This is a genomic window from Sphingopyxis macrogoltabida (assembly GCF_001314325.1).
In the GTDB taxonomy this organism is placed as follows: Bacteria; Pseudomonadota; Alphaproteobacteria; order Sphingomonadales; family Sphingomonadaceae; genus Sphingopyxis; species Sphingopyxis macrogoltabida.
The window spans coordinates 3,096,112-3,110,739 of the sequence record NZ_CP009429.1 but is presented as its reverse complement, the minus strand read 5'-3'; the positions used below and the strand labels follow the sequence as shown (position 1 = coordinate 3,110,739).

At 66.3% G+C, this 14,628-nt stretch carries 11 protein-coding genes; 5 read left to right on the top strand and 6 right to left on the bottom strand.

All coding sequences use genetic code 11. The features are described from left to right. Positions 1–10 precede the first annotated feature (10 nt). The 4 genes from LH19_RS15355 to LH19_RS15340 all read right to left on the bottom strand — a co-directional run bounded on the left by LH19_RS15355 (position 11) and on the right by LH19_RS15340 (position 7,844). Positions 11–1,555 (bottom strand): carboxylesterase/lipase family protein, encoded by a 1,545-nt coding sequence (locus LH19_RS15355; protein ID WP_054729728.1) that lies wholly within the window; start codon positions 1,553–1,555, stop codon positions 11–13. A 16-nt stretch (positions 1,556–1,571) separates the two neighbouring features. After that, on the bottom strand, positions 1,572–3,278 hold the full coding sequence (locus LH19_RS15350) for an alkaline phosphatase family protein (RefSeq protein WP_054729725.1): 1,707 nt from the start codon (positions 3,276–3,278) through the stop codon (positions 1,572–1,574). 65 nt (positions 3,279–3,343) lie between these two features. Next, on the bottom strand, positions 3,344–5,611 hold the full coding sequence (locus LH19_RS15345) for a TonB-dependent receptor (RefSeq protein ID WP_054729722.1): 2,268 nt from the start codon (positions 5,609–5,611) through the stop codon (positions 3,344–3,346). Positions 5,612–5,633: 22 nt separating this feature from the next. Next, complete coding sequence (locus LH19_RS15340; protein ID WP_054729719.1) at positions 5,634–7,844, bottom strand: beta-glucosidase family protein; 2,211 nt, start codon at positions 7,842–7,844, stop codon at positions 5,634–5,636. Positions 7,845–7,971: 127 nt separating this feature from the next. On the opposite strand from LH19_RS15340, the gene LH19_RS15335 reads away from it, so the two are divergent. Then, positions 7,972–9,000, top strand: coding sequence for a LacI family DNA-binding transcriptional regulator (locus tag LH19_RS15335; RefSeq protein WP_054729716.1), 1,029 nt, complete (start codon positions 7,972–7,974; stop codon positions 8,998–9,000). Here LH19_RS15335 and LH19_RS15330 read toward each other — a convergent pair. Next, complete coding sequence (locus LH19_RS15330) at positions 8,995–9,651, bottom strand: TetR/AcrR family transcriptional regulator (RefSeq protein ID WP_054729713.1); 657 nt, start codon at positions 9,649–9,651, stop codon at positions 8,995–8,997. The two genes, LH19_RS15335 and LH19_RS15330, sit on opposite strands and share 6 nt — an antisense overlap. A 160-nt stretch (positions 9,652–9,811) precedes the next feature. On the opposite strand from LH19_RS15330, the gene LH19_RS15325 reads away from it, so the two are divergent. The 4 genes from LH19_RS15325 to LH19_RS15310 are packed head-to-tail and all read left to right on the top strand — an operon-like array spanning position 9,812 to position 13,636. Further along, complete coding sequence (locus tag LH19_RS15325) at positions 9,812–10,606, top strand: enoyl-CoA hydratase/isomerase family protein (RefSeq protein ID WP_054729710.1); 795 nt, start codon at positions 9,812–9,814, stop codon at positions 10,604–10,606. A 36-nt stretch (positions 10,607–10,642) separates the two neighbouring features. Continuing rightward, the gene (locus tag LH19_RS15320; RefSeq protein ID WP_054729709.1) at positions 10,643–11,404 is read left to right on the top strand and encodes an SDR family NAD(P)-dependent oxidoreductase; all 762 of its coding nucleotides are present in this window, start codon (positions 10,643–10,645) and stop codon (positions 11,402–11,404) included. Continuing rightward, positions 11,401–12,588 carry an acyl-CoA dehydrogenase family protein gene (locus LH19_RS15315; RefSeq protein ID WP_054729706.1) on the top strand — a complete coding sequence of 396 codons (1,188 nt, stop codon included), beginning with the start codon at positions 11,401–11,403 and terminating at the stop codon, positions 12,586–12,588. Before LH19_RS15320 ends, LH19_RS15315 begins: the two co-directional genes overlap by 4 nt. Then, positions 12,578–13,636 carry a phosphotransferase gene (locus LH19_RS15310; protein ID WP_145923482.1) on the top strand — a complete coding sequence of 353 codons (1,059 nt, stop codon included), beginning with the start codon at positions 12,578–12,580 and terminating at the stop codon, positions 13,634–13,636. Before LH19_RS15315 ends, LH19_RS15310 begins: the two co-directional genes overlap by 11 nt. 141 nt (positions 13,637–13,777) lie before the next feature. Here the strand turns inward: LH19_RS15310 and surE are convergent, their stop codons facing one another. Next, positions 13,778–14,572, bottom strand: a complete 795-nt coding sequence (gene surE / locus LH19_RS15305) for a 5'/3'-nucleotidase SurE (RefSeq protein ID WP_054729699.1) — start codon at positions 14,570–14,572, stop codon at positions 13,778–13,780. Positions 14,573–14,628 lie beyond the last annotated feature (56 nt).

Here is a 14,628-nt window from a genome sequence, read left to right as displayed (position 1 = left end):
TCTTGTCCGGTCAGGGCGCTTTCGCCGTCACAACCCGTTCGACGAAATCGAGGCGGGTGCGGATCGGGTCGGGCGCTTCATGCGCGCCCGTGGCGTCGAAGATCATCACGCTGTCGGTCGCGGCGGTGTAGGGCGACCAAGCCCCGCCGCCATTTGCGGAGGGCACGCCGTTCTTCGCGAAATTAACCCAATAATCATGCGCCAGCCGCGCGGCGGTGCGATCGGCGGGTGCCGTCGCGGTGCCATGGCGGACGTCGACGGTGTCGAAGATGAAGGGCAGTTCGCTGGCGTGGAAAGCGCCCGGTACCTTGGCGCGCAGATATTCGGGGACATAGCCGAAGCGGTAGGTGAACAGGGATTGTCCGCGCGCGGCGATAATCCGTGCGACATGCCGTGCGGGTTCGAGGAACATCATGTCGGCCGAGACCGCGACCCCGACGCGCATCGCGTCCTTGCCGCCGGCGGGATCATAGACCTGTTCGGCATCCGCCCGCACCGCCGCCAGCGGCGCATAGGCCTGATCGATCCCGCCGCCGAAGAAGAAGCCGTCGGCGTCGTTGGCGCCGATCATCATCGGGATCGCGGCGCCGTCGCCGGTGGCATAGGCCGCATCGACCGACCGCTGTATGATCCGGCCGTCGGCATAGAGCGGCGTGAAATCCTTTGCGCCGAACAGGCTCATCAGATTGAGGCCGCTCATCACGCTGTCGGCGGGGAGGGCGCGGAGCGCAGCGGCGGCAGCGGCATCGTCGCCTTCGACCCCTTTCGCTTGCGCGAAGCCCGTGCCGATCGCTTCGGCCTCGGCCGCGGTCCTGAGCGGGCCCATCAGGTCGCGCCCGCCGCCCGACATGCTGATGGCCTTGTGGAACAGCCCCTTCGCGAGCGGGGTCGTGGTCAGTGCATGCACCGACATGCCGCCCGCCGATTCGCCGAAGATGGTGACGTTGCCGGGATCGCCGCCGAATGCCGCGATATTGTCCTGCACCCATTTGAGCGCCGCAATCTGGTCGAGGATCGCATAATTCCCCGTCGGCGCCCCGGCGGCCTCGCGGCTGAGCGCGGGATGGGCAAAGAAGCCGAAGCGGCCGAGCCGGTAGTTGAAACTGACGAAGACCACCCCCGATTCGGCGAAGGCGCGGCCCGAATAGACCGGCGGCGAGCTGCCGCCGTTGACGAAGCCGCCGCCATAGATCCAGACCATCACCGGCAATTTCCGGCGCAGCGGTCCGGCCGGGGTCCAGACGTTGAGATAAAGGCAATCCTCTGACGGCTTGACCCCCAGCGGCGCGGCATCGGCCTTGTAGGGGATTTGCATGCAATCGGGGCCGAAGCTGTCGGCAACGCGAAGCTTCTGCCAAGGCTCGGCGGGCTGCGGTGCGCGCCAGCGCAGGTCGCCGACCGGCGGCAGCGCATAGGGAATGCCGCGATAGGCCGTGCTTTCGCCCTCGGCGACACCCTCGACAGCACCGCTGCGGGTTTCGACAGCAGATTGATCCGCAGCGGCGGCGGGTGATGCGATTGTCAGCGCGAGCGCGATGGCAGGGAATATGCGCATTTCTGTCCTTTCAAAGCTATCGCGAGGATACGGGCAAAGCGGGGCACGCCGAGCCCGGATCGCCGAGTTCAAGGCATTCGCCATCGACCGCATCGGTCGGCGCTACCCGCATCGCCGCGGCGAGGGTGGGCGCGACGTCGGCGACGCGCACCGGCAGAGCACGTTCCTGATAAACGACGCCGGGCCACCAGAAGAGGATGGGGACGCGGCGGTTGAAGTCGCTTGGTCCCGAATGGCCCATCATGAACAGGCCGGGCAGCGGCGGCGCGGCGATTTTCAGCGGATCGGTCGCGAGCAGCACGTCGCCGCTGCGGTCGGGATAGAAGGATAGCGCCATGCGATCGGCGACCGGCATGAGGTCGGGCGACTGGCGCGCATCGGGTTTGCGCGTCCGCAACTCCGCCGCCGTCCATGCGCCCGCGATGCCCGGCTGGGTGAGCGCGCGCGCGGCTGTCGCTGCGGCAATGCGGTTCTTCAGTGCGGCGTCGCCGAGCGATCGCCCGCCGGCATCGACGACGACGAGCTGGGTCGGGTCGAAATAAGCGGGACGCAGCGGGTCCCAGTCGATGCCCGTCGCGGTGCGCGCCGCGGCGTTGAGTTCGGTGAGCAGCGCTGCGGTGTCGATCCGCCCGGCATCGCGATAGCCTCGCGCCGCCAGCCGCTCGGGAATATCGCCGCCGCCATGATCGGCGGTCAGCGCGACGAGCGCGGGAATGCGAAGGTCCCCGAGCCGTTTCAGCAGCCGCCCGACTTCCTCGTCAACCCGCGCCATCTGGTCGCACATTTCGGGACCCTGCGTGCCATAGGCGTGGCCGACCATGTCGGTCGCCGACAGGCCGACCGCGAGCAAATCGGTTCCCGACGAGCGGCCAAGCTTTTGCCTGTCGATGAGGTCGATGGCGGCATCGACGGTGACCTGATCGTAGAACCACGGCGGGAGCGCCGGGCCGCTCGCGGGTGGCTGGCCGGGGATCGACGCCGCCGGATCGGGCGGCAGATGGGCGTGGAAGCTTTTGCCGCCGGGCAGGGGAATGACGGCTTCGCGGGCAGCGCAGCTTTCGCGGCGATAGGTCCAAGCGGGCGGGGGCGCGCTCAGCCGCTGCGCGAGCCTGGCGTTGATTCCCACGAGCGGCGACAGGCGGCGCTGCGCCTCCGCCGCATCCGTGCCCCAGCTGTCGAAGCCCTGCTTGCCGTCGAACCAGAAGGCGCCGTCGGGACGATGGCCGCCCATCATGATCGCCGAACGGTCCTTGCCCGCGACCGAGAAGACGCGATTGGCAGGCGAGGCGGCTTTCAGCCAGTCACCGAGGGTCGAAACCCGAAGCATCCCGGGCCCGACCCCGAGCTTGCGGGTCGCACGCGCCGCGACATGGATGCCGTCGTCGGTGCAATAACGGTCGACTCCGCCGCGCTGGTCGAACCATTGGTTGGCGATGATACCCGTCGCATTGGGGTGCCGGCCGCTCGCGATCACCGCGTGACCCGCGCAGGTTTCGGTCACGCCCTGCGCATGGAACCCGTTCGCATAGACGATGCCCTGTGCCAGTGTCGCGAGACCGGCACGAAATTCGCCGCGGTTCGCACCGAAAAGATCGGCCGAGAACTGGTCGATCGAGATCAGGACGACCAGCTTCGGCGTCGGGCCTTCCTCAGCGACGGCGGGCGCCGAGCTCATCGCCGCAAGAGCGATGGTGCCAATCGCGGCTGCGATCCACTTCTTCATCCTGCCCAAACTCCGGTTGGGTGCCGGACCATCCCCCCGGTGGTCCGGCACCTGCTGCTGGCTCTTTAGAAACGGCCTTCGAGCGCGAGGCCGAGCGTCCGGAACGAGTTGAGCCCGAACATATGGTAATAGTCGCCGCGCGACTGCGAGTTGGAGTTGATGAAGGTCGGCTGGCGCTTGTCGAAGCAATTGCGGCAGAACAGGGTCAGCTTGTATTTGTCGTCGATCTGCTTGAGCCCGATGCTCGCGTCGAACAGCGCATAGCCCGGCAAATTGGTGTTCGGATCCTCGGTCGAGCTGAAGTTCGATTTGGTGCGAGCATAAAGCGCGCCCTGCAGGAAGACCGCGAGGCTTTCACTCACCGGCGTTTCATAGCGGCCGGTCAGGCTGACCGTCCATTTGGGCACGTTCGGCAGCCGGTTGCCCGATGAATCGATCGTGCCATTGGCGCGGCAATCGGGCTGGAAGGGATAGCAGCGGTCGGCCTGGAAATCGGAGAAGAAGGCGTCGACGTAACTGACCCCGAGATTGAAGACGAGCCCTTCGGCAGGCAATGCCGACGCCTCGATCTCGAACCCGCGCGACTTGAGGGCGCCCGCGTTGAGCAGGACATAGCCGTTGCTGGCGGTATCGAACGCCTGCGCCTGGAAATTCTTGAAGGTCGAGGTGTAGCCCGAGATGTTGAAGATCAGGTGGCGGTCGAGCAGCGTCGATTTGATCCCCGCTTCATAGGAGGTTGGAATTTCGGGCATGATGAGCGGCGCGCGCGGATCGATCGTCAGGTTGAAGCCCGGCCCCTTGTAGCCGCGCGCGACGGAGGCATAGGCCATGACGTCGTCGGTCAGGTCATATTGCGCGCCGACGCGCCACGAGAAATTCTCCTCGCTGATCCGCTGGTCGCGCGACCCCGCCGCGCCGAGCGGGATGACGAAGGCCGACGCATCGCTGACCGAGCGCAGCTTGAGCTTGTCCGAGGTGTAGCGCCCGCCGAAGGTGAAGCGGAAGCTGTCGCTGAGGTTGAGCGTGCCCTGCCCGAAGGCGGCATAGCTCTTCGAGGTCATCGACCCCGTCGAGCGCGTCCCCACCCATGCCTCGAAGCCGGCTGGCGGCGGGGTCGTCAGCCCGTTGGCGCCGGCGGCGGTGATGTCGGAATCGCTTTTCGAATCATAATAATAGAGGCCGAGCTGATATTCGAAGAATTGGCCGACCGGCGACGCCAGCCGCAGTTCCTCGGTGAACTGGCTGATCTTCGAGAGCTGGTGGTTGGTGTCGAGCAGGTTGATGCGGTGCTTGTCGGAGTCGAACAGATTGTCGGCGTCGAACTTTCGCCAGGCGGTGATGCTGGTGAGCGTGTGGCCGCTGGCGAATTCATAGTCGATATTCGCCTGCAACCCGCCGACGTCGAAGGTCGCGCGTGTCGGGGCGCCATAGCTTGAAAAGAAATTATCGGGTCCGGCGACGATGCCGAGATCGTCGTTTTCGGCGGCGAAGCGGCTGGTCGGACGGACGATGCGGTCGGCGCTGCCGCCCGAGCCGACGCCCGAGGAATGGGCATAGTCGCCGGCGATGAAGATGCTGAGCTGCGACGTCGGTTCCCAGAGCAGCTTGGCGCGCAGGCTGGTCTGGTCCTGCCCATATTGGCTGCCGGGAACGGCGACGAGATTCTTGATCACCGGGTCGGTGTGGGTTTGCGAGGCACTGACGCGCAGCGCGGCATTGTCGCCGAGCGGGACGTTGACGATGCCCTGCAGGCGATAGAGCAACCCGTCGCCCGGCACCTTCATCTGCGCGATCTCGCCCATCACCTGCCCGTCGAAGCGGCCGAGTTCGGGGCGCCGCGTCGTGATGTTGACGAGGCCGGCCGACGCGTTCTTGCCGAACAACATGCCCTGCGGCCCGTTGAGCACCTCGATCTGCGCGAGATCGAGATAGTTCATGAAGCCGAGCGACGGATTTCCCATGACGACGCCGTCGATCACCGAAGTGACGCTCGCTTCGATGGTGTTCGAGAAGCTCAATGTCCCGACGCCGCGCACCGAGAAATTGGAGGCGCCGAGCGCGGCGTTGAAGCTCTTGACCTGCAGGCTGGGCGCGACGAGCTGGAGCTGCGACGGATCGAAAATCTGGCGCGACGCAAGCTGGTCGGCGCTGAGGACGGTGGCCGAGATCGGCACGTCCTGCAAATTCTCGGCGCGTTTCTGCGCGGTGACGATGATTTCGCCGAAGCCGCCACTCTGTTCGTCGGCCGCCGCCGCCGCATCCTGCGCCGCGGCGGGTGCGGCGGCTGCGAGCGCGGCGGTGAGCGCGATAGCGGAAGTCCAAATCTTCTTCATCTCAATCCCCCTGTCTTATCGTTTATTTGCGGTAACCCCAGGTGTTGCCGGCGAGCGTGACGGCGGTTTCCTCGATCAGTTCCTCGGCCGATGCGCCGAGCGCGAAGCGGTAGGTGCCGGGAGCGATCGTCCAGCCCTTCGGTCCCCATTCGGCGAGCAGGCGCGGATCGATCGGCACGTCGAGGGTGCGCGCTTCGCCGGGCTTCAGCTCGACCCGCGCAAAGGCGGCGAGCCGGCGCGTTTTCCCCTTGGGGGTTTCGATCAGATAGACTTGCCCGACATCGGCGCCGCCGCGCGCCCCGCTGTTGCGGATCGTGAAGGAGGCGGTCGGGCTGGCGCCGCCCGATACGGCGAGGCCCGAACGTTCGAAACTGGTGTAACTCAGCCCGTAGCCGAAGGGATAGAGAGGCTTTTCATCCTTGCGGGCGAACCAGCGATAACCGACGTCGGCGCCCTCGACATCATAGTCGATGTCGAGCGTCTGGCCGGGCTTGCCATGACCCGCGAAGCTCGGCTCGACCGTTTCGGCGCCGGGCAGGGCGGGGCGGGGCAGTTGCGCAACCGATGCCGGGAAGGTCACCGGCAGGCGGCCCGACGGATTGACGTCGCCGAACAGCACCGCGGCAATCGCTTCGCCGCCGCGCGCGCCGGGATACCAGGCTTCGACGATCGCGCCCACATCGTCCTTCCACGGCATTGCCACGGGCCCGCCGGTTTCGAGGACGACGACGGTGTTCGGATTGGCCTTGCCCACCGCGGCGATCACCGCATCCTGCCCCTGCGGCAGCGACAGGTCGGGGACGTCGAGCCCTTCGGTCATCCACTGGGTACCGAAGACGATGACGAGGTCGGCGTTCTTCGCCGCGACCGCCGCTTCGGCGGGATAGCGGCCGTCGCGGAAGACGACCTCGGCCTGCGGCGCGCGGGCGCGAATGGCATCGAGTGGCGAGGAACGATGATAATTTTGCGCCATCAGCGCCGAAAATACTCCGTCCTTCATCGTCGGCAGCGACACGGCGGGGCCGCCTTCGCCCTGCGTCTGCGACGATCCGGCGCCCGACAGCACACCCGAATCGGCATAGCCGCCGACGACGAGGATGCGCTTTGCGGTGGCGGCGAGCGGCAGGATGTCGCCGCGATTCTGGAGCAGGACGATGCCCTTCTCGGCGATCTCCTGTGCGACCGCGGCGCCCGCGGCGGCGTCGATCGGCGCCTTGCGCGGCGGATTGCGATCGACCCCGACGGCGTAGATCGAGCGCAGGATACGGCGGCTCATGTCGGCGATGCGGCGCTGGTAGCGCTTGTCGCGATTGGCGGCGTCGAGCAGCGGCTGGCCGAAAAATACCGCGCCGTCGAGTTGCGACCCCGATTGCTGGTCGAGCCCGGTGAGCGCGAAATCGGTCGCCCGCACCGAACCCCAGTCGGACATCACCCAGCCCTTGTAACCCCAGTCGCCCTTGAGGATGCCGTTCAGCATCCGGTCGTTGCCGCACGCCTGCGCGCCGTTGACCTTGTTATAGGCGCACATGACCGAACCGGGCTGTCCCTTTTCGATCGCGATTTCGAAGGCGAGCAGATCGCTCATCCGCAGCGCGCCTTCGTCGATGATGCCGTTGTGGAACTGGCGGCCGATTTCGGTCGGGTTGAGCACGAAGTGCTTGATCGTCGAAATCACGCTCCGCGACTGGATGCCGGCAACCGCCGCGCCGCCGAGCAGGCCCGAATGGAGCGGATCCTCGCCGAGATATTCGAACGCGCGGCCGCCGCGCGGGTCGCGGACGAGGTTGATGCCGCCGGCGAGCAGCACGTTGAAGCCTTTCGCATGCGCTTCGCCGGCGATCTGTGCGCCGCCCTTCTGCATCAGCTCGGGACTCCACGTCGACCCCATCGCCATGCCCGACGGCAGGGCGGTGGCGCCGTCGCCGCGCAGGCCGCCGATATAGGAAACGCCAAGGCTGGCGTCGGTTTCGGTCAGCGCGGGCACACCCAAGCGCTCGATCCCGGGAATATAGCCCGCGCCGAGCGGGGCGCCTTCGGGAATCTTGGTATCGCCGAGCGGCATGGCGAGGATGCCGTTGAGAAGCGTCACCCGTTCTTCGTTCGTCATCGCCGCTTCGGTCGTCGCGGCACGCCGGTCGGCGTCGTTGTTTGTATCGCCGGCATGCGCCTGTGCGGCGACGGCCAAAGGCGAACAGGCGGCAAAAAGCGCTACGCGGCACAGCCACGGTCCCATGAAACTCTCCCATTTATCTCTGTTCTCGAATCGCTAGCTATCTAATCATGTCAGCGCTGACAATCGAAAATGTCAGCGCTGACATCAGGACTGGACTGGATACGTATTCGGTGGCTAACAAGGCGCGATGAAACCTATCGTCACCGACGTGAAAAAGCCTGCCACCCTCGATGATGTCGCGGCGATCGCCGGTGTGTCGGCCAAGACCGTGTCGCGCGTCGTCAATCGCAATGCCAATGTCAGCGCTGCCACGCGTGAGCGCATCGAGGCGGCGATTCGCGAGACCGGCTATCGCGTCAACCAGGCCGCCCGCTCGCTGGCGGCGTCGCGCTCCTTTCTGATCGGCGCGTTCATGCCGCACCTGTCGTCCTATTATTTCGCGGAGATTTTCCGGGGCGCCGCAAAGGCGTGCCGCCAATATGGCTATCACCTGGTCCTCGAGGAGTTCGACCATGGCGTCGACAGCATCGTCGACCGCTACGAACAGGGGCTGCGCGGCGCGCATTGCGATGCGCTGATCCTGACGCCGCCGGTCTGTGACGACGAGAAGCTGCTCGACGCGCTCGATCGCGATGGCCTGCCCTATGTGCGGATCGCGCCCGGCAAGCAGGCAGGCCGCTCGATCGCGGTCGCGGCGGACGAGCGGCAAGGGGTGCGAGAATTAGCCAGGCATTTGTGGGACAGCGGGCGCCGCAGATTCGCCGTCGTCGCCGGACCCGCGGACCATGCGGCGGCGATGGTCCGCGAACAGGCCTTTTGCGAGGCATTGGCGGAATTGGGGTGCGATCCGGCGAGCATATTGCTGACCCGCATCGACTTGCATGAAAGCATATCCGAGGCGGGGCGCGAGGCGAGCCTGGAACTGCTGCGGGGCGCGGCGACGCTGCCCGATGCGATCTTTGCCTTCAACGATGAAATCGCCGTCGGTACGATCGCCGCGATCCGCGAGCTGGGACTGTCGGTCCCCGGCGATATCGCTGTCGCCGGCTTCGACAACAGCAATATCGCCGAACTGATGTGGCCGCCGCTGACCACCGTCCACCAGCCGATTGCCGATCTTGCCTTTCGCGCGGTCAGCATCATCGCCGATGCGAACCAGCCGGGAGACGGAAATCTTCTGTTGCCGACGAATCTTGTCGTCAGGGGTACGTCATAAAGGCTGGGGAGCATCGTTCGCCGCGCTTCGCGGCGCCAGTCCAGCGGTCAGGATATCGACCATGGCAATCGCTATGTCGCTCGCGGACATCGGCCCGTCGGGGCGGTGCCAGCGCGACGGCCAGTTGAGCGCGCCGGCGAGGGTGAAGGCGGTAAGCCTGACGTCGGTCGCGGCGATCGAGCCGTCGGCGACAGCCTCTTCGATCAGGCTTCGCAAGGCGGCATCGATCCGCGACTTCAGCGCGCGAAAGCGCCTGGACCCCTCGGCCGACAGAACTTCGTCGCCGGTCCGGATCACGCAGCGGCCGAAATCGTCCATATTGACCTCGGCATAGCTGCGAAGAAACTCGCGTAGCCTGTCGAGCCCGGTCCCGCTTTGGAGCCGCGCTCTCGCCGCGGCGGCGTCGAGCATCTCGAGCCCGCGGCTCACGCATTCGAGCAGCACCTGTTCCTTGTTGCCGAGATAATGGTAGATCGTCGGCTTGCTGACATTCAGGCTGGCCGCGACGTCGTCGAGCGAAGTCGCGTGGAACCCGCGCGCGTTGAACATGCGGACCGCGGCGCGCAGCACGGCTTCGCGTTTTTCCGCCCGCTCGGCGAGCTTCTCCTCGCGGCTGCGGAAAGGCGAGGGCTCGGACGCAATCGGGGTCATGCGGCGGCTCGGCAAGGCATGGACTCCCGTTGACAGGAAAGGGTGAAGCATTCCATATACTCATGAGTATATAACTTACGCACTGGTTTCAACCATGCACGACGTTGCAGCTTTGTGAGCGAGCGACGGTCGCTGCGCAGCAGAAAATGACGGGGCGAACATGGCCGATCAGCCGGTAATTTTCGACGTTTCGGACGGAATCGCGTCGATTACGCTCAACCGTCCGGCGTCGGGGAACGCCATCGATCTCGCGATGGCGAAGGCATTGGTGGACGCCGCGATCCGCTGTGAAACCGACCGGTCGATTCGCTGCGTCGTCCTGACCGGGACGGGGCGGCTGTTCTGCGCCGGCGGCGATGTCGGCGGCTTTGCGACGGCGGGCGAGGGCGCGGGCGCCCATCTCAGCCTGCTCGCGGGGACCTTGCACATGGCGGTCGCGCGTTTCGCGCGCATGCCATGCCCGCTGGTCGTGCTCGTCAACGGGCCGGCGGCTGGGGCGGGGCTGAGCCTGACGCTCGCCGGCGATATCGTCCTCGCCGCGCGTTCGGCGCATTTTACCGCCGCCTATTCGGCGATCGGGCTGACCCCCGACGGCGGCATGAGCTGGCTGTTGCCGCGGCTCGTCGGGTTGCGCAAGGCGCAGGAGATCATCCTGACCAACCGCCGCATCAAGGCGGAAGAAGCCGAAGCGATCGGAATCGTGACGCGGCTCGTCGACGATGACGCGCTGGCAGGGGAAGGCGCCGAAACGGCCGAGCGTCTGGCCGCCTCGGCCGTGAATGCCCTCGGGACGGCGCGCCGCCTGTTGCAGCGGAGTTTCACCAATGGTCTCGAGACCCAGCTCGAAGACGAGGCGCGTGCCATAGCCGAAGCGGGTGCGGGGCCGGAAAGCCGCGAAGGAATTGCTGCCTTCCTTGCCAAGCGCGCGCCCGATTTTCGGGGTGCCGGGCGATGATGGCAGCCGCAGATATTGTAGATTGAGGAGCTGAAAATGAAGATCGAAGGATTGGCGGCCGTCGTGACCGGCGGCGCGTCGGGGCTGGGCGGCGCGACCGCTGCTATGCTCGCGGAGCTTGGCGCCAAGGTCGCGATACTCGACCTTAACGAAGAGGTCGGCGCCGCGCACGCCAAGGCGATCGGCGGCCTGTTCGTCGCCGCCAATGTCGCCGATGAGGCGAGCGTCGCTGCAGCGCTGGACGCGGCCGAGGCGGCGCACGGCACGGCGCGCATCCTCGTCAACTGCGCGGGCGTCGCGCCGGCGATCAAGACCGTCGGCAAGGAAAACAAGGCGCATCCGCTCGATGCGTTTCGCCGCACCGTCGAGGTCAATCTGATCGGCAGTTTCAACCTGATCGCCCAGTTCGCGGCGCGGCTCGCCGCGGCGGAGCCGGTCGGCGAGGAACGCGGCGTGATCGTGAACACTGCGTCGGTCGCGGCCTTTGACGGGCAGATCGGGCAGGCGGCGTACTCGGCGTCGAAGGGCGGCGTGGTCGGCATGACGCTGCCGGTCGCGCGCGACCTCGCGCAGCACCGCATCCGCGTCGTCACCATCGCGCCCGGCATCTTTCTGACCCCGATGCTGATGGGGCTGCCGCAGGCGGCGCAGGACAGCCTCGGCACGCAGGTTCCGCATCCCAGCCGTCTCGGCAAGCCCGAGGAATATGCGCAGATGGTGCGCAGCATAGTGGAGAATCCCATGCTCAACGGCGAAACGATCCGTCTCGACGGTGCGATCCGGATGGCGCCGCGATGAGCGTCTCGGACCGGGCCCGCGCGATTGGCGAGCGCGTCGAAGCGTTCGTCCGCGATATTGTCGCTCCCTATGAAAGCGACCCGCGCCGCGACCATCATGGCGCGCCGACCGACGAACTGGTCGACGAGCTGAAGGAGAAAGCGCGCGCCGCCGGGGTGTTGACGCCGCATATCCTTGGCGACGGCGACCATCTGACGCAGGTCGAGACGGCTTATGTGCTGCAGAAGACCGGGCTGTCGCCGCTCGGTCCGCTCGCTTGCAACACCGCGGCGCCCGACGAGGGCAATATGTATCTGCTCGGCAAGGTCGGCAGTCCCGAACTCAAGGCGCGCTTCCTCGACAAGCTGGTGCGGGGCGAGGCCCGTTCGGCCTTCTTCATGACCGAGCCCGCCGAAGAGGGCGGCGCCGGGTCCGACCCGTCGATGATGAAGACGACCTGCCGGATGGACGGCAATCACTGGGTGGTGAACGGCCGCAAATGCTTCATCACCGGCGCCGACGGCGCGAGGGTCGGCATCGTCATGGCGAAGGCCGAGGATGTCGCGGCCGGCGGCGGCGCGTGCATGTTCCTGGTCGATCTGCCCGATCCGGCGATCCGCATCGAACATGTGCCCAATACGATCGACAGCTCGATGCCCGGCGGCCATGCGACCGTCGTCATCGACAATCTACGCATTCCCGCCGACCAGATGCTGGGCGAAGCGGGCGAGGGGTTCAAATATGCGCAGGTGCGGCTGAGCCCCGCGCGGCTGTCGCACTGCATGCGCTGGCACGGCGCCTGTCAGCGCGCGCACGAGATCGCGACCGACTATGCCAACCGGCGCCATGCCTTCGGCAAGCCGCTGATCGACCATGAGGGCGTTGGCTTCATGCTCGCCGAGAATCTGATCGACCTGAAGCAGGCTGAGCTGATGATCCGCTGGTGCGCCGAAATCCTCGACACCGGCGATCTCGGCACCGCCGAAAGCTCGATGGCGAAGGTTGCGGTGTCGGAAGCGCTGATGCGCATCGCCGACCGCTGCGTCCAGGTGATGGGCGGCACCGGGGTCACCGATAAGACGATCGTCGAGCAGGTGTTCCGCGAGGTCCGCGCCTTCCGCATCTATGACGGTCCGACCGAGGTCCATAAGTGGAGCCTTGCCAAGAAGATCAAGCGCGACTGGAAGAATGCGCATGGCCACTGACGCATCGGCGAATATCGGCGCGGGCGAGGTTCGCGTCGCGCTCGACGCGGCGGCGCTCGAGACCTGGCTGGAGGCAAATGTCGCCGGCTATCGGGGGCCGCTGACGATCGAGCAGTTCAAGGGCGGCCAGTCGAACCCGACCTATCGGCTGACGACGCCGGGCGCGCAATATGTGATGCGGCGCAAGCCGCCGGGGGAACTGGTGAAGGGCGCCCACGACGTGTTGCGCGAGGCGCGCGTCCTGTCGGCGCTGGCGCCGACCGCGGTGCCGGTGCCGGCGGTGCTGGGGATTTGCGACGACGATGCGGTCGTCGGCAGCGCCTTCTATGTGATGGCGCTCGTCGAAGGGCGCATCTTCTGGGACGCGTCCTTCGGCGAGGTGCCGGTCGGCGAGCGCGCGGCCTATTTCGACGCGATGAACACGGTGATCGCGGCGCTGCATCGGGTCGATCCGGAGGCCGTCGGGCTCGGCGACTTCGGGCGGCCGGGCAATTACTTCGCGCGCCAGATCGGACGCTGGTCGAAACAATATCTGGAGGACGAGGCGGCGGGCCGCAATGCCGACATGGACGCGCTCGTCGAATGGCTGCCGCAAAATATTCCCGCCGACGAAGACAGCGGCATCGTGCACGGCGATTTCCGGTGCGACAATATGATCTTCCATCCCACCGAGCCGCGTGTCGTCGCGGTGCTCGACTGGGAGTTGTCGACGCTCGGCAGCCCGGTCTCGGATTTTGCCTATCACGCGCTGATGTACCGCATGCCCCCCGATATCGTCGCGGGGCTCGGCGGTGCGGACCCGGTGCCGCTCGGCCTGCCGACCGAGGCGGCCTATGTCGATGCCTATTGCCGGCGTACCGGACGGAGCGGGATTCCCGGCTGGGATTTCTACGTCGCGTTCAACTTCTTCCGCCTCGCGGCGATCTTTCACGGCATCAAGGGGCGGGTGATCCGCGGCAGCGCGAACAGCGCCCACGCCCGCGAACGCGCCGAAGCCTTCCCGCGGCTCGCTTCGCTGGCGCGCCAGGCGATGGAGGCTTGCCGCTGAAGATGGCTGTCACCTTGATCGTCACCCCGGACTTGATCCGGGGGCCATGACTATCGGTGCTGCGGTGGATCCCGGATCAAGTCCGGGATGACGAAAATGGGGGCGACGTCCGCTCGCCACCCCGAGGCCGTCGCTCGCTCGTCAGTTCGTTACTGCATCCGCATCGGCGAACAGCGCCGCAATCTCCGGCACCACCGCATGCGCGGTCATTTCGAGTTGCAGCGGCGTGATCGACACCTTGTTGTCGAGCACGGCATGCAGGTCGTTGCCGTCGTCGTCGCCGCCCTCGGGGAAGCCGATCTTGATCCAGTAGTAGGGGACATGGCGTTCGTCGACGCGGCGGACGGGACGGAAGCAGCCCGAGGGGCGCTGGCCCTGTGTCGTTGCGCGGATGCCGGTAACCTCTTCGACCGGGCAATTGGGGAAATTGACGTTGACGAACAGCCCGGGCGTCCAGTCGAGTTCGAGCAGTTGCCGGATCACGATCGGCGCATATTTGCGCGCCGTGTCCCAGTGGATCGGGCTCTGGTAGCGGATGATCTGGCTGAGCGCGATCGCGGGGATGCCGAGCACTGCGCCTTCCATCGCCGCCGACGCGGTGCCCGAATAGGTGATGTCCTCGGCGAGGTTCGGACCGCGATTGATCCCCGACAGGATCAGATCGGGCGCCTTGTCGGTCATAAATTCATAGATGCCGAGCAGCGCGCAGTCGGTCGGCGTGCCGCGGACTGCCCAGTGGCGTTCGTCGCGCTGGACGACGCGGACGGGGTGGCTGATCGACATCGAATGGCCCGCGCCCGATCGTTCCTCGTCGGGTGCGACGACCCAGACGTCGTCGCTGAACTGGCGCGCAATCTCTTCGAGCAGCACGATTCCCGGTGCGTCGATGCCGTCGTCGTTGACCACCAAAATGCGCGGATTCGCCGTCAGGCCCATGTCGTCATCCTTCCCCGATGCTGCTTGTCGAAGCTTCATAGGGGAAAGAGTATTCA